19 protein-coding genes and 1 pseudogene are annotated in these 23422 nt (G+C 59.3%); 14 read left to right on the plus strand and 6 right to left on the minus strand.

Annotated elements, in window-relative coordinates; translation table 11 throughout:
* The first annotated feature begins 371 nt into the window (after positions 1–371).
* The 9 genes and pseudogenes from lon to cmoB all read left to right on the plus strand — a co-directional run bounded on the left by lon (position 372) and on the right by cmoB (position 8017).
* Positions 372–2795, plus strand: coding sequence for an endopeptidase La (lon, locus tag QLG12_RS01910; protein WP_282473786.1), 2424 nt, complete (start codon positions 372–374; stop codon positions 2793–2795).
* Between the two features lie 160 nt (positions 2796–2955).
* A complete protein-coding gene (locus tag QLG12_RS01915) occupies positions 2956–3405 on the plus strand; it encodes a hypothetical protein (protein ID WP_197868463.1) in 450 nt (149 codons plus the stop codon).
* A 29-nt stretch (positions 3406–3434) separates the two neighbouring features.
* Positions 3435–3866, plus strand: coding sequence for a hypothetical protein (locus QLG12_RS01920; RefSeq protein ID WP_282473787.1), 432 nt, complete (start codon positions 3435–3437; stop codon positions 3864–3866).
* A 156-nt stretch (positions 3867–4022) separates the two neighbouring features.
* A complete protein-coding gene (locus QLG12_RS01925) occupies positions 4023–4415 on the plus strand; it encodes a protease inhibitor I42 family protein (RefSeq protein WP_197868461.1) in 393 nt (130 codons plus the stop codon).
* 2 nt (positions 4416–4417) lie between these two features.
* Entirely contained in the window at positions 4418–5074 is a 657-nt protein-coding gene (locus QLG12_RS01930; protein WP_282473788.1) for a lysoplasmalogenase, read from the plus strand.
* 319 nt (positions 5075–5393) lie between these two features.
* Positions 5394–5474 (plus strand): annotated as a pseudogene (locus QLG12_RS01935) (lysoplasmalogenase); the annotation flags it as partial.
* A 190-nt stretch (positions 5475–5664) separates the two neighbouring features.
* Complete coding sequence (locus QLG12_RS01940) at positions 5665–6096, plus strand: hypothetical protein (protein ID WP_197868459.1); 432 nt, start codon at positions 5665–5667, stop codon at positions 6094–6096.
* Between the two features lie 260 nt (positions 6097–6356).
* Entirely contained in the window at positions 6357–7064 is a 708-nt protein-coding gene (gene cmoA / locus QLG12_RS01945; RefSeq protein WP_236193704.1) for a carboxy-S-adenosyl-L-methionine synthase CmoA, read from the plus strand.
* Positions 7061–8017: a tRNA 5-methoxyuridine(34)/uridine 5-oxyacetic acid(34) synthase CmoB gene (gene cmoB, locus QLG12_RS01950; protein ID WP_236193473.1), complete on the plus strand. Its 957-nt coding sequence runs from the start codon at positions 7061–7063 to the stop codon at positions 8015–8017. Before cmoA ends, cmoB begins: the two co-directional genes overlap by 4 nt.
* 134 nt (positions 8018–8151) lie before the next feature.
* Here cmoB and tadA read toward each other — a convergent pair whose 3' ends face one another.
* Positions 8152–8649 carry a tRNA adenosine(34) deaminase TadA gene (gene tadA / locus QLG12_RS01955; protein WP_282473789.1) on the minus strand — a complete coding sequence of 166 codons (498 nt, stop codon included), beginning with the start codon at positions 8647–8649 and terminating at the stop codon, positions 8152–8154.
* Entirely contained in the window at positions 8649–10025 is a 1377-nt protein-coding gene (locus tag QLG12_RS01960) for a multicopper oxidase family protein (RefSeq protein WP_197868456.1), read from the minus strand. Before QLG12_RS01960 ends, tadA begins: the two co-directional genes overlap by 1 nt.
* 198 nt (positions 10026–10223) lie before the next feature.
* On the opposite strand from QLG12_RS01960, the gene QLG12_RS01965 reads away from it, so the two are divergent.
* Positions 10224–13304 carry a membrane-targeted effector domain-containing toxin gene (locus QLG12_RS01965; RefSeq protein WP_282473790.1) on the plus strand — a complete coding sequence of 1027 codons (3081 nt, stop codon included), beginning with the start codon at positions 10224–10226 and terminating at the stop codon, positions 13302–13304.
* A gap of 79 nt (positions 13305–13383) precedes the next feature.
* Here the strand turns inward: QLG12_RS01965 and guaA are convergent, their stop codons facing one another.
* The 4 genes from guaA to QLG12_RS01985 all read right to left on the minus strand — a co-directional run bounded on the left by guaA (position 13384) and on the right by QLG12_RS01985 (position 18125).
* Positions 13384–14961: a glutamine-hydrolyzing GMP synthase gene (gene guaA, locus QLG12_RS01970; RefSeq protein WP_197868453.1), complete on the minus strand. Its 1578-nt coding sequence runs from the start codon at positions 14959–14961 to the stop codon at positions 13384–13386.
* 99 nt (positions 14962–15060) lie between these two features.
* Positions 15061–16530 carry an IMP dehydrogenase gene (gene guaB / locus QLG12_RS01975; protein ID WP_011335798.1) on the minus strand — a complete coding sequence of 490 codons (1470 nt, stop codon included), beginning with the start codon at positions 16528–16530 and terminating at the stop codon, positions 15061–15063.
* 115 nt (positions 16531–16645) lie between these two features.
* Positions 16646–17194, minus strand: a complete 549-nt coding sequence (locus QLG12_RS01980; protein ID WP_011335799.1) for a hypothetical protein — start codon at positions 17192–17194, stop codon at positions 16646–16648.
* Positions 17195–17357: 163 nt separating this feature from the next.
* A complete protein-coding gene (locus QLG12_RS01985; RefSeq protein WP_282473791.1) occupies positions 17358–18125 on the minus strand; it encodes a sulfite exporter TauE/SafE family protein in 768 nt (255 codons plus the stop codon).
* Between the two features lie 100 nt (positions 18126–18225).
* Between QLG12_RS01985 and QLG12_RS01990 the strand changes: the two genes are divergently transcribed.
* The 4 genes from QLG12_RS01990 to leuA all read left to right on the plus strand — a co-directional run bounded on the left by QLG12_RS01990 (position 18226) and on the right by leuA (position 23351).
* Positions 18226–19113: a LysR family transcriptional regulator gene (locus tag QLG12_RS01990; RefSeq protein ID WP_282473792.1), complete on the plus strand. Its 888-nt coding sequence runs from the start codon at positions 18226–18228 to the stop codon at positions 19111–19113.
* Positions 19114–19123: 10 nt separating this feature from the next.
* Positions 19124–20503 carry an exodeoxyribonuclease VII large subunit gene (xseA, locus tag QLG12_RS01995; RefSeq protein ID WP_169431769.1) on the plus strand — a complete coding sequence of 460 codons (1380 nt, stop codon included), beginning with the start codon at positions 19124–19126 and terminating at the stop codon, positions 20501–20503.
* A 3-nt stretch (positions 20504–20506) separates the two neighbouring features.
* Positions 20507–21328 carry a peptidoglycan DD-metalloendopeptidase family protein gene (locus tag QLG12_RS02000; RefSeq protein WP_236193456.1) on the plus strand — a complete coding sequence of 274 codons (822 nt, stop codon included), beginning with the start codon at positions 20507–20509 and terminating at the stop codon, positions 21326–21328.
* 343 nt (positions 21329–21671) lie between these two features.
* Positions 21672–23351, plus strand: a complete 1680-nt coding sequence (leuA, locus tag QLG12_RS02005) for a 2-isopropylmalate synthase (protein ID WP_197868449.1) — start codon at positions 21672–21674, stop codon at positions 23349–23351.
* Positions 23352–23422: the final 71 nt, after the last annotated feature.

Below are 23422 nucleotides of genomic sequence, written 5' to 3' on the forward strand. Positions count from 1 at the left end.
TGGAGGTGTTCATCCGGGGATTGGCGCGCAGCGCCGTTTGGCGAAGCCGAACTCATCGACGAAGTCGATGCCCCCGGAGGGACGCCGGAGCGAAGGAACCCGAGCCTGCGAGGGCCGAACGCCGGGACGAGCCTTTTTGGGTACTTTTTTGGCGTTTGAAAAAAGTGCCTCGCCGTAAGGGCGAAACGGCCAGCGGGCGCCCCCGAAGAAACGGATATGTACTCGATAAAACCGCAGCATGGCCGGCCCAAAGGCCACCAAGCTCAAAACCCTGTCAAAACCCTGAACACACAAGCAGAAACACCCACCCCCATTGAAACCACCAAAAGCCTGCCCCATCTAACAGCCATACCCAATTGCGCAGGTGCCCCATGAGCGACCAGCAAGAATTCCCCGAAACCCCCGACGACATCACCGAAACCGACGCCGAACACATCGAACACCACGTCCCCGGCAAAGGCCTGGCCCTGCCCGGCCAGAACCTGCCGGACAAGGTCTACATCATCCCGATCCACAACCGCCCGTTCTTCCCGGCCCAGGTCTTGCCGGTCATCGTCAACGAAGAACCCTGGGCCGAAACCCTCGAACTGGTCAGCAAATCCGAACACCACTCCCTGGCCCTGTTCTTCATGGACACGCCCCAGGAAAACCCGCGCCACTTCGACACCAAGGCATTGCCGCAATACGGCACCCTGGTCAAGGTGCACCACGCCAGCCGCGAAAACGGCAAACTCCAGTTCGTCGCCCAGGGCCTGAGTCGTGTGCGCATCAAGACCTGGCTCAAACACCATCGCCCGCCGTATCTGGTGGAAGTCGAATACCCGCACCAGCCCACCGAGCCGACCGACGAGGTCAAGGCCTACGGCATGGCGCTGATCAACGCGATCAAGGAACTGCTGCCGCTCAACCCGCTGTACAGCGAAGAGCTGAAGAACTACCTCAACCGCTTCAGCCCCAACGATCCGTCGCCGCTGACCGACTTCGCCGCCGCCCTCACATCGGCGACCGGCAATGAGCTGCAGGAAGTGCTCGACTGCGTGCCGATGCTCAAGCGCATGGAAAAAGTCCTGCCGATGCTGCGCAAGGAAGTCGAAGTCGCGCGCCTGCAGAAAGAAATCTCCGCCGAAGTGAACCGCAAAATCGGCGAGCACCAGCGCGAGTTCTTCCTCAAGGAACAGCTCAAGGTCATCCAGCAAGAGCTGGGCCTGACCAAGGACGACCGCAGCGCCGACCTCGAACAGTTCGAGCAGCGTCTGGAAGGCAAGGTCCTGCCGACGCAGGTACAAAAGCGCCTCGAAGAAGAGATGAACAAACTGTCGATCCTCGAAACCGGATCGCCGGAGTACGCGGTCACCCGCAATTACCTCGACTGGGCGACCTCGGTACCGTGGGGCGTGTATGGCGAGGACAAACTCGACCTCAAGCACGCGCGCAAGGTGCTGGACAAACACCACGCCGGCCTCGACGACATCAAGGACCGCATTCTCGAATTCCTCGCGGTCGGTGCCTACAAAGGCGAGATCAGTGGCTCCATCGTGCTGCTGGTCGGCCCGCCGGGCGTGGGTAAAACCAGTGTCGGCAAATCGATCGCCGAATCGCTCGGCCGGCCGTTCTACCGCTTCAGCCTCGGCGGCATGCGCGACGAAGCCGAGATCAAGGGCCACCGCCGCACCTACATCGGCGCGCAGCCGGGCAAACTCGTACAGGCGTTGAAAGACGTCGAAGTGATGAACCCGGTGATCATGCTCGACGAGATCGACAAGATGGGCCAGAGCTACCAGGGCGACCCGGCCTCGGCGCTGCTGGAAACCCTCGACCCGGAACAGAACGTCGAATTCCTCGACCACTATCTGGACCTGCGGATGGACCTGTCGAAAGTCCTGTTCGTCTGCACCGCCAACACCCTGGATTCGATTCCCGGCCCGTTGCTGGACCGGATGGAAGTGATTCGCCTGTCGGGCTACATCACCGAAGAAAAAGTCGCCATCGCCAAGCGCCACCTGTGGCCGAAACTGCTGGAAAAGGCCGGCGTGTCCAAGGGCAGCCTGAGTATCAGCGACCCGGCGCTCAAAGCCTTGATCGACGGTTACGCCCGTGAAGCCGGCGTGCGCCAGCTGGAAAAACAGATGGGCAAACTGGTGCGCAAAGCGGTGATGAAGCTGATCGACGACCCGAAAGCGGCGATCAAGATCGGCCCGAAAGACCTCGAAGCGTCCCTCGGCCATCCGGTGTTCCGCAACGAGCAAGTGCTGTCCGGCACCGGCGTGATCACGGGACTTGCCTGGACCAGCATGGGTGGCGCGACCTTGCCGATCGAAGCCACGCGCATCCACACACTCAACCGTGGCTTCAAACTAACCGGGCAACTGGGCGATGTGATGAAGGAGTCGGCGGAGATCGCCTACAGCTACGTCAGCTCGCACCTGAAACAGTTCGGCGGTGACGCGAAATTCTTCGACGAAGCTTTCGTCCACCTGCACGTACCGGAAGGCGCTACACCGAAAGACGGCCCAAGCGCCGGCGTGACAATGGCCAGCGCCCTGCTCTCCCTCGCCCGTAATCAGCCGCCGAAAAAAGGCGTGGCCATGACCGGTGAACTGACGCTGACCGGCCATGTACTACCGATTGGCGGGGTGCGTGAGAAAGTAATTGCGGCAAGACGGCAGAAGATTTTCGAGTTGATTTTGCCGGAGCCGAACCGGGGTAACTTCGAGGAACTGCCGGATTACTTGAAGGAAGGCATCACTGTGCATTTCGCCAAGAAGTTTTCGGATGTGGCGAAGGTGCTTTTCTAATTTGAAGACTGGCCCCGCCCATTGGACGAGGCCTTCTCCCTATAAAAAACAGCGATAGCCATAATTATAAAAAGGCATAAAAAACTGTCATATCTGACAGTTTCAATATCATTCCTGGAAAACCACACTGCCTGCTCGATCCAACGAGCAGGCCGCCATCATGCCCCAGCAAATCAAATATTTGTTCGCAAGCGGAAAAGCTGACTTTAAAAGAACCGGAACAATAGCAAACATCCCTGCCCCGCTCACCGACCTCGAAATGTCCCCTGAAGGAGCATTCAGTCGATTGAGCAACAGCGTTAGTATCGATTTGGTTCAATACAAGGGACAAGCCAGTGAAGTTCAAGTGCAAATCTCGCTTGTAGACCCCGACAACCCTAAAGTCGTTGGTTATCATGAGTACAGGAACACTGCAGACCACAGACCTTCAAGGGAACTTTTTTCCTTTGAAATTTCCAACTCCATGATCACTTCAATAAAAACACAACTGACACCCACGACATCCTTTTTTGAGATAACCCAATTAAGTTTTGAGGCACTCTCTAATGATGGCGATCACAAGCGCACAATAACAGGAACCGCAAAACTCCTGATTGATGAAATGCAATAAACCAAACGACAACCCAGAGCGACAAGATCATGTCAAACCTGAACGCTGTTGTTGTAACCGCGAAATTTCAATTAACGATCGATATCAAAGCTGAAGGATTAAGCTTTTCTTCAAAAAAAATTGAAACGGAGATCGTGGATGGCTGGACGCCTGACGGAAAAACCACAGAACTGGACATTCTGACGGAAAACTCTGCATCCAAACAGAGAATCACTTTCAAAATCTCTCAAGAGGAAGCTCCCATAGTTACCGCTATCATCCAAAGCACATTGGGAAAAAATGGATTGAACCAAGTGCATTACAACAACATTCAACAAGAGCTGGAAAGTACAATAACCAAATTATCAAGCAACCTGTTCAAATACGATGTATCAAAAATAGAACTGGATGCAACTTCTGGCTTACTTGACCAGAGCTGTAAAATTTCAGGCTTCGGAAGTATTCTGATCCACCATGTCTAGGCATTGACTCTATCTGTGGATTCTCTTGAAAAACTTCACAGATAGATCTCCATCACTCACAGCGAAAGGCCCCTGAATCGCGTCCTTCGTCGTCACAATTTGTCTCATCTTCAGTTATGCTCGCCGTTCGTCGCCAACGCCGGAGCCACTGAATCCATGTCTACCCTTCGCCTGTTTGTCCCACTGTCCCTCGCCCTGCTGGCCGCCTGCGCCACGCAACCGAAAACCAACGTGACCGTGGAAAAACAGAGCGAATGCCCAGTGCGGCTGAGCAACGGGCAAAACCTGATCGTCATGCTCCCGAGCAACCCGACTACCGGTTACCGCTGGGCCATCCAGGACTCGGCCGGCGGCGTATTGCGCGCCCTCAGTCCCGAGGTCTACAGCAACCCGGAAGATGCCGGCGTGGTCGGCGCGGCCGGCCTGTCGACCTGGCGCTTCCAGGCCTTCGCCACCGGCACCGGGCGCCTGCGCCTGACTTCACAGCAACCCTGGGCGCCGGAAGTGTTGCCAGTGGACACCTTTGACTGCGCCATTTCGGTGAACTGATCGTGGGCTGGCTGATCCTGGCGCTGATGGGCGCAGTGACCTTTCTCTATGGCCTCAGCACCCATGCGGTGCTGCTGTGTCTGCTGGTCAAACCCTTGCCGGTGTTGGCGTTGCTCGGCTGGCTGCATGACGCGCCACCCAGCGACTATCGGCGCTGGATCAGCCTCGGTCTGATTTTCTCGCTAGTCGGCGATGTATTGCTGGCGTGGCCGGGGGATCTTTTTCTGTTTGGCCTGGGGGCGTTTCTGCTGGCGCATCTGTCGTACCTCAAGGCTTACCTCAGCGATTGCCGGCGCCTGGCCCTGCTGCCGCTGATTTTGGCACTCAGTGTGGGCGCCGTGTTGTTGGGTATCCTGATTTCCAGCGGATTGGGGCCGCTGACCGTGCCGGTGATCGTTTACGGCACCGCCATCAGCGCCATGCTCTGGCGCGCTCTCGCCCGACTCGGCAGCGGCGTACCGCAACGCTCAGCGCTGCTCGCGGCGGGTGGCGCGGTGGCGTTCGTGTTCTCTGACAGCGTGATCGGCATCAACCGGTTTGTCGCACCATTTCATGCCGCACCTTACGTGATCATCCTCAGTTACTGGTTGGGGCAGTGGGGGATTGCGGCATCGGCATTTGCGAGAAACCAAAAAAATTTATACTCCGACACAAATTAAGCTTGTGTCGGCATATTTTATTACGCAACGATCTAAAGCACTGTCATTTATTACAGCAGACGCTCATTTTCCAACTTCATAAGATCAGCCAGCCCTAAAGACAATAAAGTTTTCAGGCTATTAAAAGGATCTGATCATGAATTCACCAAACAACACGTCGCCCTAAATGGCAACCGGCACCTTGACCGCCAGTGTAAATGGTATTGATAACTTTAATGCCGAAAGTCTTTTATTGATAACCGATGGAAAAACTATTGCTATTGGCGGGATCCAAAGAACCCGATCGCATATTCGCCCAGCCGATGGCCCAGGTGCCTGAATCCTCATTCCCAGTGGACTCGGGCCGTTGACCGTGCCGGTGATCGTCTACGGCACCGCTATCAGCGCCATGCTCTGGCGCGTTAGCGTTCGTGTTCATCACCGCCTCCACTTTCCAAAATAGAGATAGATATATTTGAACTAAAAATCCGCCACCCATAATTAAGTAGAATTAAAAACTGTAAGTTCTGACAGTTATCAGCCGCTTTGTCCAATTTTAAACTGCGCCAGCGACTTTACTTCCTTTTGTCGCACATCAGAGGATTTTGAATATGGGCATTCAGAGCGGTTCATCCAATTCGACGGCCAATACGTTCACTTACCAAATTGATAGCGGTGAGGCAGGCGAGTTTTACTATGCGCAGGGATACTCGGGAAGGTATCTCGAAATCACTGGGGCACGGGACGACTGGGAGCATCAACTTGAGCAAATGATCTTTCGATTTGATCCTGCTATCACAAGCGGGCAATACTCGCTCGACAGCCCTGTCGTTCAAGTCGGAGTACTGACTGGCTGGGTCAATATCCGTTACACCCCAATATCCATGACCCTGAAGCTCACGGTCGATCATGCGTCCCAGCACATTTACGGTGTGTACGACATTCAGACGAAAGAGGATTACGCGGGTGGCAACAACCCCGGTATCAGAGTAAATGGGCTGTTCGACGTGAACTGGAGCACCACCAATTCGCGCCGTCGATAATCAAAAAACTCTCCCAGATATAAACGTCAGACTCAGGCGGCAAACCCTGCGGTTGCCAGAGCCTGAGTCTGAAGACGTGTGAAGTCCTCAAACAACAGAATGAAGCCAATTCACACAAGGCCTCCCCCCCCACGCCCCGCTACACGGTTTATCAGACAACCCGCGCATCTGCGCGCCAGTTTGGCTAAAATGCCGGCCTTTTCATCGACACCGCCGGAACCGCCGTGAGCAAAGAACCCGATCGCATATTCGCCCAGCCGATGGCCCAGGTGCCTGACTTCGCCTTCAACGAAGACGTGGTGCGGGTGTTCCCGGACATGATCAAGCGCTCGGTGCCAGGCTACCCGACCATCGTCGAGAACCTCGGCGTGCTCGCGGCGCAGTTCGCTCAACCGAACAGCGTGCTCTACGACCTCGGTTCGTCCCTCGGCGCCGTCACTCAAGCCTTGCGCCGACACGTGCGAACCGACGGTTGCCGGGTGATCGCGGTGGATAACTCGGCGGCGATGGTCGAGCGCTGCCGCGAGTATCTCAACGGTCAGGACTCGATGTTCCAGGAGCTGCTGCCGGTCGAGGTGATCGAAGGCGACATCCTCGCCGTCGATTTCAAACCGGCCTCGGTAGTGGCGCTGAACTTCACCCTGCAATTCATTGCTCCGGAACAGCGCACGGCGTTGCTGTCGCGCATCCGCCAGTCGCTGCTGCCGGGCGGCGCGCTGATTCTGTCGGAGAAGCTGCGCTTCAACGATGCCGAAGAACATGCGCTGCTGACCGATCTGCACGTCGCGTTCAAACGCGCCAACGGCTACAGCGAACTGGAAATCGCCCAGAAGCGCAGCGCCATCGAAAACGTCATGAAGCCCGACAGCCTCGAAGAACACCGCGAGCGCCTGCTGGCCGCCGGGTTCTCGAAAGTCGTGCCGTGGTTCCAGTGTCTCAACTTTGCCTCGTTGATTGCCTTGCCATGATTGATCTGTCCCCCCTCGCCCGCCGGCTGGCCGGCACGCCGCTGGCCGAATGGGCCAATACCCTGCAAGTGCAGCTCGACAAGAAAATGGAGAAAGGCCACGGCGATCTCGAGCGCTGGCAAAGTGCGCTGGACGCCCTGCCGAAGATCCAGCCGAGCGAAGTCGACTTGCTCAACGGTTTGAAACTCGATACCGATTGCGACGATGAAACCCGTGCACAAATGCGCACCGCGCTGATGGGGCTTTCGCCGTGGCGCAAGGGGCCGTTCGATCTGTTCGGTGTGCACGTCGATACCGAATGGCGCTCGGACTGGAAGTGGTCGCGGGTCTCTCCGCATCTGGATCTGAAGGGCAAACGCATCCTCGATGTCGGTTGCGGTAACGGCTATTACATGTGGCGCATGCTCGGTGCCGGCGCCGACAGCGTGATCGGCGTCGATCCTAACTGGCTGTTCTTCTGCCAGTTCCAGGCGGTACAGCGTTATCTGTCAGAGCCGAATGCCTGGCACCTGCCGTTCCCCTTCGAAGACCTGCCGCCGAATCTGGAAGGTTTCGACACGGTGTTTTCCATGGGTGTGTTCTATCACCGTCGCTCGCCGATCGAGCATTTGCTGGCGCTGAAGGATTGCCTGGTGAAGGGTGGCGAGCTGGTGCTGGAGACGCTGGTGGTCGAGGGCGACAAGCATCAGGTGCTGGTGCCGGAAGACCGCTATGCGCAGATGCGTAATGTGTGGTTCTTGCCATCGGTGCCGGCGCTGGAATTGTGGCTGCGTCGTGCCGGGTTTACCGACGTTCGTTGCGTGGATGTCAGCATGACAACGGTCGATGAACAGCGCGGGACCGAGTGGATGAAGTATCAGTCGCTGAGTGATTTCCTGGATCCGGAAGATCACAGCAAGACGATTGAAGGGCTGCCGGCGCCAATGCGGGCGGTGATTGTCGCGAAGAAGTAACGATCCCTTCCAGACACTGCAAAAAATTGTGGGAGCTGGCTTGCCAGCGATAGCGGTGGATCAGTCGACATCAATGCTTGATGTGCCGACGCCATCGCTGGCAAGCCAGCTCCCACAGGGTTTGATGTAGTGCTTCAGTCTGCGGGTTTTGCCCGCCGCGCCCTGAAGAACTCAGTCAACACCGCCCCACACTCCTCCGCCAACACCCCACCTTCATATAACACTCGATGGTTGAGAAAACCCTGAGTGAAGAACTGCCCCTGACTCTGCACAATCCCGGCCTTGGGCTCCAGCGCGCCGTACACCACCCGCGAAACCCGCGAATGCACGATCAGCCCGGCGCACATGCTGCACGGCTCGAGCGTCACGTAGAGCGTGCTGCCCGGCAGACGATAGTTATCCACCGCTTGCGCGGCAGCGCGGATCGCGACCATTTCTGCGTGTGCGCTGGGATCACTGGTACTGATCGGGCAGTTGAAGCCACGGCCAATGATCTCGCCGTCCTGCACCAGCACCGCGCCCACCGGCACTTCGCCGAGGGCCGCGCCTTGGGTCGCCAGCGCCAGCGCCTCGCGCATGAAGTCGCGGTCACGGCTGCGGTCGATGATCGCCGCGGGGCGAATCTGACGCATCACTTCACCTCGATGGCGGCCATCAGGCCGGTTTCCATGTGGTCGATCACGTGGCAGTGGAACATCCACACCCCGGGGTTATCCGCCACCAGCGCCACTTGCGCGCGCTCGTTCTTGCCCAGCAGGTAGGTGTCGGTGAAGTACGGCACGATCTTGTGCCGGTTCGACGCAATCACCTTGAAGCTCATGCCGTGCAAGTGGATCGGGTGCTGGTACTGAGTCATGTTCTTCAGTTCGAAAATATAGCTCTGGCCGAGTTTCAGGCTGGCGATTGGCCGGTCGGCGCAGGTCTTGTCGGTGATGTCCCAAGCCTTGCCGTTGATCTGCCACAGGCTCGGCGGCTTGCCGTTGTCGACGTTGACCGACACCGAACCGACCCATTCGAAATTGAAGTTGAGTTTCTCGGCATTGGCCAGATCCGGCTCGGCCACCGGATTGGCCGGCAGTGCTTTCGGCCAGTCGGTCGGCGCGTCAGTGTTGGCCACTGAACGCAGAGTGCCCAGGCGAACCGGGCCGTTGCGCAGCGACAGTTCTTCACCGGCCGGCGGTGCCTTGATCGCCAGGCAGATGCGCATGCCCGGGCCGAGCCAGTATTCCTTGCCCAACGGGCGCGGCTCGACCGGGTTGCCGTCCAGCGCATAGATTTTTGCCTCCACGCCGGGAATGTTGATGCGATAGGTCAGAGTGTTGTCGAGGTTGAGCAGGCGTACGCGGGTGATCTGCCCGGCCGGCAACTCGATCACTGGGGTCGGCACGCCGTTGATGGTCGACAGCCGCCCTGCCGTACCGCCACGGGCGGCTTCGCGCGGGATGCTGAATTCGACGAAGTTGCCCTCGTCGTCGATGTGCCAGTTCTTCAGGCTCAGGGTCTTTTCATACTTGAACCCGGTCGGCTCGCGCTCCTCGACGATCAACGGCCCGACCAGCCCGCGCCCGAGCTCCTCGCTGCTGCTGACGTGCGGGTGATACCAGTAGCTCCCGGCGTCCGGTACCCGGAATTTGTAATCGAAGTATTCACCCGGCAGTACCGGCAGTTGCGAAACATAGGGTACGCCGTCCATTTCCAGCGGCAGACGGATCCCGTGCCAGTGAATGGTCGTCGCCACGGGCAGATGGTTGATGAAGCGCACCCGCAGCCACTCACCCTGACGCACGCGCAATTCGGTGCCCGGCGCCGATGGGCCGAAGGCCCAGGCTTCGGTCTTGCGCCCCGGTACCAGCTCGACGTCCAGCGGTGCAGCGATCAGCTCATAGTCATGCCCTGCGTCGGCATCGGCCATCTTGCCCAGCCAGTAACGCGACGCGCCCCCCGCTCCCACGCCAACGACAACAAGACCGGCCAGGCCACCGAGGATTTGGCGACGGGTAAAGGACATGAACTCAACTACCTCACGTATCTGCGGCGGGCCTGTGCGCCCGCAAAAGGCGAATACGATACACCTGCGCCTGCGAAACGGTAAGGGCAGCGTGGCGGAAGGCCGCACATCAAAGACGATCTCGGGTAGTAACCCTGTACCGCACTTCCCTTGAGGGAATGGGTCACCCTCCGACCTCACTCTCAAGGAATAGAGCGAATGAACCCGACAGAACAACGTACGCTGCCCAATGACGCAGACAGAGCTGCACTCAAGGTCATGGCCACCCAGGTGGTCACGGCTTGCCCGAGTCTTAACGACACGGCCCGACAGGTGGCTATTGAAGTTCTCGCCAGGCAGGGCGTTACCGGCCTCGACCCCGATCACGTCTATTACCATCGATTCAGAACAGCTCAGAGCCTGGCCACATCATTCACCGGTTGGCAGCACTATGGCGAAAAGCCCTATGAAAGCCTGACCCTGACGCAACTGGTAATACACCGGTTCCGCGCCACGGATCAGGACAATGCCGACTTGCTCGGTGTATACGGCGGTTTTTACAGCGCAGGACCAGACTCCGAAAACTTCGATGCAAGCAACGAAGTCCGGCTGCACGGTCACGAGGTGATCAACGACTTCTGGAACCTCAATTTCAGCGAGCGTTACCGCGACGGGCTGCAGTCGTTCTGGAATCAGCACTCCAGCGAATTCCGCACACTGGCCAAATGCAACTTCCTCGGCAAAGCCGTTGAGGCCCAAGCGCTCGGCCATCTGAACGACAAGGACTTCCAGACTGCAATCAGCGCGGTCATCGGACCGCTGACCTGGCCCGTGAGCCTGCACAGTCTGCAAACCGAGTTCATCCCCGGCCATGGCCTGCGGGTTTGCACGCTGGATATCGACGGCCGCATGGCCACCGATATCCTGCGCATCATTGACTCGACAGGCCGGCAGATCCTCTATGTGCCCGGCGACAACCAACCATTTCATGTGCTGGACACTCCCGCCGACCTGCATTGGTGGGCCTTGCAACAGTTGAACGAGAAAGCGCCGCGTGAGCTCTTCCTCAAACATTTCTCGCTGGCTGACCGGCACTGGATGACCGAACACATCAGTGACCTGATGAATCGACTGGTCAGCACCTGGGGGCATTCGGATCATAATCTGATCAACCGTAACGATCACACGGTCACGGTGGATGCATTCAGCTGGCTGCGTGACTGTGCCCATAGCGCGATGTTCGCCGAAGCGGATCTTTCCCTGACCTCAAACGCGGATCTGCGCAAGAAACTGTGGATCGGTTATCTGAGCGCCGGCCTGAAAATATTTGGTCCGATGACCGCAGTGGGCTGGCCCGTGGCATTGCCGGTCATTGGCGCCAGTCTCGCCGACATGGGGCTGAACATCGACAGGGCGGTCAATGGCAGGACTGCCGCGGAACGCAAGGAAGGTGTCCTGGCGGCCATTTTCAGCGGCATCGACGCGCTGTTTAATATTCCGTTTCTCAAGGGCACAGGCGCACTGGCGGAGCTCGACATGCCGTCCGAAGCCATCGAAGCAAGCGAACTGACAGAAGCCGATACAGCAGCGGAACTGGAGCCAGAACAACCGAACGACATCGTGCCTGTTCTGCCAGAACAGCCCTCGGTCATATCCGAACCAGTGCAAGCTTCACAAATCCCGCAACGCTTTCAATCCAACGCAATCCTCGACGGTCTTGATCCGGTTACGGAGCCGGGCAAATATCGCGGCATCTACAGACTCGACACCGACCCGCCCTATGCCATCCTGATGGATGACACGGCCTACTGCGTCCGTTACTTCAACGACTCACAGGGTGGCGGATTCTGGGCGATCATCGACCCGGCCAAACCCAGCCAACTGATTCACGCCATACCCGTGCGCTTGAACAGCGAAGGCCTGTGGGAGCGCATGACCCGACTGGGACTCAAGGGAGGCGGCCAGTGCCTGGGCAGGCAATGCACCGTCGATGTGGCACTTGAACTTGATACACGCGAACCCTCGCCCGCTGAGCCGGAGCCGTTGGTCACACAACCTGGACCGTCAAACCCTGCGCCCAGCGCGCCCCCGAACATCCGACTGGTCAAGACGCCTTACGCAGTCGATCCGCAGCGGGAGTTCGAACTGAGGCGTTGGGCCCTGCAATTACGTGAAACCCATATTCAACTGCGAATTGGTCCTGACGGCGGGCTGATCGCTCCGGATCGCTATGCCCTGTATTTCGCCGATAAAGCCCGCGCGCTTCGGATCTCCGCCAGGCGCTTCTACAAGAATCTGCCATGGGCAAAACTGCCGCCACGCCCGCCGATACCTGCAATTACCTCTTCAATGACCTTCATGGATTTCGTTGCACAGGCACTCAAGGAAGCGCCCGGTCTGGTGATCAGCGAAACGCCCGGCCGTATCACCAGCATGCGACTGATCATTGAAAACATGCCTGCTCTGGCGCGCGAAGGCGTCAAGACGCTTTATGTGCGCCGACTGCTCAGCGACTTTGCCCAGGCTGACCTGAATGCATACTTCAAGTCCGGCGTCATGTCCGAGGACTTGCAGCAGTACCTGAGTCGCCTCGGTACCGATCCGACAGAGCGGTTCGACGAACTGGCACTGGTCAAAAGCGCCCGAGAAAACGGTATTCGAGTCCAGGCGACCGATTGCGCGGCCTCCTACAAAAGGCCCGATACGCTCGCACGGCCCGAGGAGCAAATCATGACCAACCACCTGACAGCCGACATCATGTTTATCGACAAGAACCTGAATGACGTCGGCAAGTGGGTGGTACTGACAGGCGTGGAAAACACCAATACGTTCAGGGGCGTTGCCGGCATCAGCGAACTGGAAGGCGGCATTGGTTTGCGCATTGAAGAAGTTGATCCGGGGCTGGGCGAACGTGTCTCACCGGACCCAGGCATCGATATAGAACGGGGCCCGCATTCAGAAACGCTGATACAACGCGGGACTTTCGATACCCATTACGTCGACGCGCTGGTGCAATTGGAAGCGGCCCCGGTCAGCCGAAGCGAACTGCAAATACACCGACTGCTGTATCGCGCGGGCATGTATGTTTTCGAACGTTCACAAGGTATCTATCGGTTATTCCACAGAAGTGTGAACGGCGAGATTGTACAAACCCCTGTCCAGACCTTCGCAGACGGGCGCTATTACATTGATCGCCCATCCTGGGGTCCGGTACACCGCGTCCCCTACGATAATCTTGAGCAGTTATCCAGCGCACTGAAACAGATGGGGCTGCAACTGCAAAGCCGCCTTCCCCACTGACCTGCCCATTGCCACAAACAAAAAAACCCTGGCCGAAGCCAGGGTTTTTCATTGCATCAATACAACCGGTGTCGCGGGATCACTCCCACTCAATCGTCGCCGGCGGCTTGCTCGACACGTCGTAAGTGACGCGGGAGATGCCTTCGATTTCATTGATGATGCGGCCGGAAACGGTTTCCAGCAGTTCGTAAGGCAGGTGTGCCCAACGTGCGGTCATGAAGTCGATGGTTTCCACGGCACGCAGGGCCACGACCCAGGCGTAACGGCGGCCATCGCCGACCACGCCCACCGATTTCACCGGCTGGAACACGACAAACGCCTGGCTGACCTTGTGGTACCAGTCGGCCTTGCGCAGTTCTTCGATGAAGATGTGGTCGGCGCGACGCAGCAGGTCGGCGTATTCCTTCTTCACTTCACCGAGGATCCGTACGCCCAGGCCCGGGCCCGGGAACGGGTGACGGTAGACCATGTCGTACGGCAGGCCCAGTTCCAGACCCAGACGACGGACTTCGTCCTTGAACAGTTCGCGCAGTGGCTCGACCAGTTTCAGGTTCATTTCTTCCGGCAGGCCGCCCACGTTGTGGTGCGACTTGATCACGTGGGCCTTGCCGCTTTTCGCGCCAGCCGACTCGATCACGTCCGGGTAGATGGTGCCCTGGGCCAGGTACTTGATGTTGTCCAGCTTGCAGGATTCGGCATCGAACACGTCGATGAAGGTACGACCGATGATCTTGCGCTTCTTCTCCGGATCGGCTTCGCCGGCCAGGTTGTTGAGGAACTGCTCTTCAGCATTGGCGCGGATCACTTTGACGCCCATGTTCTCGGCGAACATGGCCATCACCTGCTCGCCTTCGTGCAAACGCAGCAGGCCGTTGTCGACGAAGACGCAGGTCAGCTGATCACCGATGGCCTTGTGCAGCAGTGCCGCAACCACCGAGGAATCCACACCGCCGGACAGACCCAGCAGTACGTTGTCGGTACCGACCTGTGCGCGGATGTTGGCGATGGCGTCTTCGGCGATCTTCGACGGGGTCCACAAGGCTTCGCAGCCGCAGATGTCGAGAACGAAACGCGACAGGATGCGACCGCCCTGCTTGGTGTGGGTCACTTCAGGGTGGAACTGTACGCCGTAGTAAGCGCGCTCGTCGTTGAACATGCCGGCGATCGGACAGCTCGGGGTGCTGGCCAGGATGTGGAAGTCGCTTGGCATCTTGGTGACCTTGTCACCGTGACTCATCCACACGTCGAGGCCGAACAGGCCGTCGGCGTCGATGTGGTCTTCGATGCCGTCGAGCAGGCGGCTCTTGCCGACCACGTCAACGCGGGCATAACCGAACTCACGCAGTTCGGAGCCTTCAACCTTGCCGCCCAGTTGCTCGGCCATGGTCTGCATGCCGTAGCAGATACCGAAGACCGGAACGCCCAGGTCGAACACCGCTTGCGGGCAGCGCGGGCTGTTGGCTTCGTGCACGGACTCGGGACCGCCGGCGAGGATCACGCCTTTTGGCGCAAATTCGCGGATCGCATCTTCGTCCATGTCGAACGGGTGCAGTTCGCAGTACACACCGATCTCGCGCACGCGGCGGGCGATCAGTTGGGTGTATTGCGAGCCGAAGTCGAGGATCAGGATGCGGTGAGCGTGAATATCGAGGGCCATGATTCAGTCTCGTCTAAGTCATTCAGAAACAGTCGTGATTCAGAAACAACTCGGGGCTGAATAAAACAGCCCCGGTTGCTTAGCTTGTTGCTTGAAGGCTCAACCTACGCGGTAGTTTGGCGCTTCCTTGGTGATCTGCACGTCGTGAACGTGGGACTCGGCCATGCCGGCACCAGTGATCCGCACGAACTCAGGCTTGGTGCGCATTTCTTCGATGTTGGCGCTGCCGGTGTAACCCATCGAAGAACGCAGACCGCCCATCAACTGGTGGATGATCGCGCTCAGGGTGCCCTTGTAAGGCACACGGCCTTCGATCCCTTCAGGTACAAGCTTCTCGGCGCCTGCCGAGGAGTCCTGGAAGTAACGGTCGGAGGAACCTTGCGCCTGGGACATGGCGCCCAGCGAACCCATGCCGCGATAAGCCTTGTACGAACGACCCTGGAACAGTTCGATCTCGCCCGGCGCTTCTTCGGTACCGGCGAACATCGAGCCCATCATCACGCAGGAAGCACCGGCCACGATGGCCTTGGACAGGTCACCGGAGAAACGGATACCGCCGTCGGCGATCAACGGAACACCGGTGCCTTCAAGGGCAGCGGCAACGTTGGCGATGGCACTGATTTGCGGAACGCCGACACCGGCGACGATACGGGTGGTGCAGATCGAGCCAGGGCCGATACCGACCTTGACCGCGTCGGCGCCGGCTTCGGCCAGGGCCTTGGCGGCTGCGCCGGTGGCGATGTTGCCGCCGATCACCTGCACTTCAGGGAAATTCTCTTTGACCCAGCGAACACGGTCGATCACGCCTTTGGAGTGACCGTGTGCGGTGTCGACCACCACCACATCCACACCGGCATTGACCAGGGCTGCAACGCGGTCACCGGTGTCTTTACCGGTACCGACTGCAGCGCCAACGCGCAGACGACCTTGATCGTCCTTGCTGGCCAGCGGGTAGGCCTTGGCTTTTTCGATGTCTTTGACGGTCATCATGCCTTTGAGGGCAAACTTGTCGTCGACGATCAGGACTTTTTCCAGGCGGTGCTTGTGCAGCAGCTCGCGGACTTCGTTCTTGTCGGCGCCTTCGCGAACAGTGACCAGACGCTCTTTGGGCGTCATCACTTCACGAACGGTGGCATCCAGACGGGTTTCGAAGCGTACGTCACGGGAAGTGACGATGCCGACCAGGTCGCCATCGTGCAGCACCGGAACGCCGGAAATGTTGTGCATGCGGGTCAGTTCGAACAGATCACGAACCGTGGCGTCAGCCTCGATGGTGATTGGGTCCTTGACCACACCGGCTTCGAACTTCTTGACCTTGCGAACTTCGGCAGCTTGCTGCTCGATGGTCATGTTCTTGTGGATAATGCCGATGCCACCTTCCTGAGCCATGGCAATTGCCAGACGGGCTTCGGTGACGGTGTCCATGGCGGCAGAAACCAGAGGAATGTTCAGCTCGATGCCACGGGTAAGGCGGGTCTTCAGACTGACTTCGTTAGGAAGCACCTCGGAATAACCGGGCACTAGGAGAATGTCGTCGAAGGTCAGAGCTTCTTGGCTGATACGCAGCATCGCGGGGGCTCCCGAGCGGGAAAATGGAAGCGCGCCATTATACTCAGACACCCTACCGGGCTCAATGTAAAACTTGTCTTATATCAATGTTGCTGATGTACGGGAAAAACGCCCCTTACAACTCGACCTTGACCCAGCTCACCGGCTGATCCAGCCAGTCGGCGAATTCGTCGATGAAACTCTGCTTGAACCCCGCCTCCAGCCAGTTGTTGAAGATGAAACCGAGGTTGGAAAACCCGCATTCCTGCAAGTACAGGAACCCGTTGATGTCGTCTTCATGCCCGCATTCCGGGCAGGTGAAGTTGTCGGTACGGCCCGGCATCCAGTCTTCCAGACTTTCGAACAGCGCTTCGCCGATCTCCTGGCGGCACTCGGCGCAACCGGCCTCTTCGAGAAAACCCTTGGCCGGGGTGTAGATGCAGCGCTTGGTGATGACCTCCAGACCATTGATCGGCTCACCGAACGGCAGCGCCTCGGGATGCAGCACCACCGCGCGGGCACCATCGGCGATGGCGTAGGCCATGCGATTGCCAGTGCGTCCGCAGGTGCTCAGTTCTTCCTTGACAATATTCTTGCGCACCAACCAGCGCAGGATCGCCCGGGCGCGGGGCTCGTGCACCGGCAGGTTGGAGATTTTCGGGACGATGATGCTCTGCGAATTCATGAAAAGTCCTGCGGTATGGCTTCTGACGCCTTCGCGGGCAAGCCCGCTCCCACAAGGTTCTCAGTCGCTCACACATCCTGTGTACATCTGAGAAACCTGTGGGAGCGGGCTTGCCCGCGAAGAGGCCCTAGAGGCCGGCAGCTTAATCCCTGAGACAATCCGGTCAAGTGCTTAAATATCGACCGATCAGCGCCAGACCGCTCGCCAGCACCAGCCAGGTCACCAGCCGCACGAAGGCTTCGCGGGACAATCGCATGGTCAGTCGACGTCCAATCCACAGCCCCAGCGCCATAGCCGGCAACAGGCACAGCGCGAGCATCAACAAGGGTAGCTCGGCATACACCCCGGCGATGGCGAACAGACTCAAACGCACCACCGTGCTGCAACTGATCAGCGCACTTTGCGTGGCCCGCGCCGCGTCCTTGGGCAGTCGGCTGTTGAGGTAGATCGCATACAGAAAGCCGCCACTGCCGAACAACGCTCCGAACAGCCCGCCTACCGTACCCATCGGCAACGCCCACCCGGCGGACAACTGCGCCGGTCGCGCCTTGATCCACAAGCTATAAACCGCGTAGGCACTGATGAACAGCCCCATCAGCAGCAACAACAGATCGGACTTGAGGTTAAGCAGGAAAATCACCCCCAGCGTGCACCCGACCGCCATGCACGGCAGCAGCCGCAGCAATTCCGGTTTCGCCACATCCCGCCGCGACGGCAGCAGATTGCCGAACGCCGCGACGAAATCCAGCAGCACCAGCAACGGCACGATCTTCGACAGCGGCATGAACAGAATCAGGATCGGCCCCGCCACCAGCGCCGTGCCGAAACCGGCAATCCCGAACACGATGTAGGCTAGCGCGATGGCCAGTCCGATCATCACCCAGCCCTGCGCGCCCCACGACCATTCGCTCAACAACCCCGCCACGCTCATTCGCTCGCTTCCTTTATAAGCCTGCGATGACTTTAGCCAGCGCCGAGGGTTGCGACTAATATCATCGAAACCGCCAAGCCATCTCGAAAAGGCATGCCTCGTGCTTTCAACCCGTCAATTGCGCTACTTCGTGGAAATCGCCGAGAGCGGCAGCTTCAGTGCCGCGGCCGAGCGCCTGTTCATTGCCCAGTCAGCGTTGAGCCGACAGATCAAGGACATGGAAACCCGCCTGCAAACGCCGCTATTCGAACGCACCGCGCGCCAGCCTCGGCTCACCGCCCCTGGCGAAGCGTTCCTGCCCCGGGCGAGAAACCTGCTGAATGAATTGAACAAGGCCAGCACTTTGGCCACGGAAATTGGCCAAGGGCAGCGCGGTACTTTGCGAGTGTGCCACTCGAGTACCGTGCCGATCAGTGGTCGGTTGTTGCGCGACATGAGCGTTTACCTGGAGCAGCAGCCCGGCGTTTCGCTGGACATCGGCACGCTCTCCTCGGAGGCACAACTTGAAGAGCTGGCCGAGGGCCGGCTCGACATCGGCCTTCTGCGCCTGCCGGTGCTGCGCCAGCGCGAGGGCATTCAGATTGTGCCGCTCTACACCGAACGTTTGCTGCTTGCAGTGCCGGCGGATCATCGACTGGCGTTGGCAGAGGCGGTCGATCTGGCGCAATTGAAGGACGAAGCCTTCATCTCCATCCCGCATCCGCAGCGCGGCGGGCTGAGTTATTTGTGCGCCGACCTGTGCATGCGTCACGGTTTCTTCCCCCAGGCTGCTCGGGTGATGTCGCGCAAGACTACGCAATTGCAGTTGATCCAGGCCGGATTCGGCATTGCTCTGCTGCCGGAATCGATGCAGGACATCGCGCCTGCGGGTGTGAGATTTCTGCCGCTGACCGGCGATTGCCAAAGCACTGTCGCCCTCGCTTCTCGGCAAAATCCCACACCGCTGGTGCAACACTTCCTCCAGACATTCACCGGCGAATGCCTTTAAACTGCGCCCCATGATTAAAGATCCCTTTGCAAGACTCGGCCTCGACCGCGAAGTCCTGACCGTCAGCCAGCTCAACGGCCGCGCGCGGGTGTTGCTCGAAGACGTGTTCAGCAACATCTGGGTCGAAGGCGAAATCTCCAACCTCGCCCGCCCGGCGTCCGGCCACGTGTATTTCACGCTCAAGGACAGCGGCGCGCAGGTGCGTTGCGCACTGTTCCGGCAGAATGCGGCGCGGGTGCGTCAGGCGCTCAAGGATGGCTTGGCGGTCAAGGTGCGCGGCAAGGTCTCGCTGTTCGAAGGGCGTGGCGACTATCAGCTGATCCTCGACACCGTGGAGCCTGCCGGCGACGGTGCCCTGCGCCTTGCTTTCGATGCCCTGAAGGAAAAGCTCAGCGCCGAAGGCCTGTTCAGTGCCGAGCGCAAGGTGCCGCTGCCGGCCCATCCGCAGCGCATCGGCATCATCAGTTCGCCGACCGGCGCGGTGATTCGCGACATCATCAGCGTGTTCCGCCGCCGCGCGCCGCAGGTACAACTGACGCTGATCCCGACCGCCGTTCAGGGCCGTGAAGCCACCGCACAGATCGTCCGCGCCCTGAAACTGGCGGACGCCCGTGGCTTCGACGCGCTGATCCTGGCTCGCGGCGGCGGCTCGCTGGAAGACCTCTGGTGCTTCAACGAAGAAGCCGTGGCCCGGGCGGTGGATGCCTGCGTGACGCCGATAGTCAGCGCGGTCGGCCATGAAACCGATGTGTCGATCAGCGACTTCGTGGCGGACGTGCGCGCCCCTACACCGTCCGCCGCGGCTGAACTGCTTGCCCCGGATTCCAGCCACCTGATCCGTCAGGTCGAAAGCCTGCATCGCCGACTGGTGATGCGCATGCGTGATCGCCTGATGCGCGATCGCCTGCGCCTGGAAGGCATGGCCCGTCGCCTGCGCCATCCCGGCGAGCGTCTGCGCCAGCAGGCACAGCGTCTGGATGACCTGGACATGCGCATGCGCCGCGCCTTCGAGCGCCAGCTCAATACCCGCCGCGAACGCCTGATCCGCCTGGAAACCCGCCTCGCCGGGCAACATCCGGGACGCCAACTGGCGCTGTTGCGCCAGCGCCTCGACAGCCTCGCCGAGCGCCTGCCACGCGCCATGAACGAAGGCCTGAAACGCCGGCGCCTGCAATTGCAAAGCCAGATGCAGACCCTGCACGTGGTCAGCCCGCTGGCGACTCTCGGCCGTGGCTACAGCATTCTGCTGGATGAGCGCGGCAACGCGATCCGCAACGCCGCACAGACCCACACCGGCCAGCGCCTCAAGGCCAGACTGGGCGAAGGCGAACTGCAAGTGCGCGTCGAGGACAATCACCTGACGCCCGTCACTCTCTCTTTACTGGACTGATCCATGCCGCGTTTTCTCGCTCCGCTGCTGTTGCTGTGCCTGACCTTCAACGCCCACGCCGACAGTTACATCACCCGCCTGCTGAACAAACCGGTGCCGGGCGGCGTGGCGGTCGTCGATCTGGGGACCGCTGCGCAAGCGCCGAAAGCCACGTATCAGGGCAAACCGGTGCTGGTGATCAAGGAACAGAACAACTGGCTGGCGATTGTCGGCATTCCGTTGACCGTCAAACCCGGCATTCAGCAGATCAGCAGTGGCAGCCGTAACCTCAACTTCAGTGTCGGCAACAAGAAATACCCGGAACAGCACATCACCCTGAAGAACACTCAGCAGGTCAATCCGAACCCGGCCAACCTCAAGCGTATCGAGGGCGAGCTGGCCGAGCAGATCAAGGCTTACCGCAGTTTCAGCCCGAATACCCCGAGCAATCTGCTGCTGGACAAACCGGTCAACGGACCGCTGTCGAGCAAGTTCGGCGTGCGCCGTTTCTTCAACGGCGAAGAGCGCAATCCGCACGCGGGTCTGGACTTCGCGGTGCCGGCGGGCACACCGATCAAGACCCCGGCAGCGGGTAAGGTAATTCTGATCGGCAACTACTTCTTCAATGGCAACACGGTGTTCGTCGACCACGGCCAGGGCTTCATCAGCATGTTCTGTCATATGTCGAAGATTGACGTGCAAAACGGCCAGCAACTGGCGCGCGGCGCGGTGGTGGGCAAGGTGGGCGCTACAGGTCGAGCGACCGGGCCGCACATGCACTGGAACGTCAGCCTGAACGATGCACGAGTCGATCCGGCGATTTTCATTGGGGCTTTCCAGCCTTGATTTCAGGCTGAAGCCGCTCCAACAGGGATTGCGCACGACGAACGGACTGCGCAATCTCTGCAAACATTCACTTTGATTCAGAGAATAAAATCTCGGAAAAAACCGCTTTCCGGGTATTCCTCTCAATTTTTTTCGACTGCTTGCCATCCTTATCCCCCGCGGTTAGGGTTGAGGGCATGAAAACCTCTCACACCCTCATTCAGCTTCGCCAGCACCGCAGCCTGTGCCTTGTCAGCGCACGACTGCCGGGCTGAATCGCTGCACCTCGTCCCACGCTTTTCCAAGAACGTTCGTTCCACCGGCAGGCCGCCTCTTTTCGGCCCAGACAATAAGGAATTTCCCGATGAGCATGCTCAAAGACCCGTCTTCGAAATACCGCGCGTTTCCAGTGATCAACCTGCCGGATCGCACCTGGCCGTCAAAAACCATCGATGCCGCGCCGATCTGGTGCAGCTCCGACCTGCGTGACGGCAACCAGTCGTTGATCGAGCCAATGGACGCGGTGAAAAAGCTGCGCTTCTGGAAAACCCTGGTGCAGGTGGGCGTGAAGGAAATCGAAGCGTCGTTCCCGGCCGCTTCGCAAACCGACTTCGACTTCGTGCGTACCCTGATCGAGGACGGCCACATCCCCGACGACACCACCATTCAGGTGCTGACCCAGGGCCGTGAAGACTTGATCGAGCGCACCTTCGAATCCCTGCGCGGGGCGAAGAAAGCCATCGTTCACCTGTACAACGCCACCTCCCCTTCTTTCCGTCGCATCGTCTTCAACCAGGACAAGGACGGGATCAAGGCCATCGCCGTGAACGCCGCCAAGCTGTTCGTCAAATATGCCGCCATGCAGCCGGACACCGAGTGGACCTTCGAGTACTCGCCGGAAACCTTCAGCGCCACCGAGCTGGAATTTGCCAAGGAAGTCTGTGACGCGGTGATCGAGGTCTGGAACCCGACGCCTGAGCGCAAGATCATCCTCAACCTGCCAGCCACCGTTGAATGTGCGACCCCGAACGTCTACGCCGACCAGATCGAGTGGTTCCACCGCAACATCAACCGTCGTGACAGCGTGATCATCAGCCTGCACACCCACAACGACCGGGGCACCGGCGTGGCCGCCACCGAACTGGGCCTGATGGCCGGCGCCGATCGCGTCGAAGGCTGCCTGTTCGGCAACGGCGAGCGTACCGGCAACGTCGACCTCGTGACTGTGGCACTGAACATGTACACCCAGGGTCTCAATCCTGGGCTGGACTTCTCGGACATCGACGGCGTGCGCAAAGTCGTCGAAGAGTGCAACCAGATACAGGTTCACCCTCGTCACCCGTACGTCGGCGACCTGGTGCACACAGCGTTCTCCGGCTCCCACCAGGACGCGATCCGCAAGGGCTTCGCCCAGCAGAAATCCGACGCACTGTGGGAAGTACCGTACCTGCCGATCGACCCGGCCGACATCGGCCGCAGCTACGAGGCGGTGATCCGCGTCAACAGCCAGTCGGGCAAGGGCGGCATCGCCTACCTGCTGGAACAGGAATACGGCATCAGCCTGCCACGTCGCATGCAGATCGAATTCAGCCAGGTCGTGCAACGTGAAACCGACCGCCTGGGCCTGGAAATGACCGCGCAGCAAATCCACGCGCTGCTGCACAGCGAATACCTGCAAGCCAACACCCCGTACGCGCTGGTCAGCCATCGCCTGCAGGAAGAAAACGGCAACAGCGCCGTCGAAGTGGAAGTGGCGAGCAAGGGTCAGGGCGAAACCAACCTGCACTGGCGCGGCAAGGGCAACGGCGCGCTGGAAGCGCTGGTGGCCGGTCTGCCGATTCCGGTGGAGATCATGGACTACAACGAACACGCCATCGGCGCGGGCACCAACGCCAAGGCAGCGGCCTACATCGAACTGCGTGTGAACGGCGAACGTGCGGTGCACGGCGTGGGCATCGATGAAAACATCACCACCGCCAGCTTCAAGGCACTGTTCAGCGCGCTGAACCGCTCGCTGAGCCAGCCGGAAGCGAAAGCGGCGTAACGGGACCGCTGCAATGCAAAAGGCCCCGGGGTTTGCACCTCGGGGCCTTTTTTTGCCTGTGATATTTAAAT

The sequence above is a fragment of the Pseudomonas sp. V88_4 genome, from assembly GCF_029967985.1.
Taxonomy (GTDB): Bacteria; Pseudomonadota; Gammaproteobacteria; order Pseudomonadales; family Pseudomonadaceae; genus Aquipseudomonas; species Aquipseudomonas glycinae.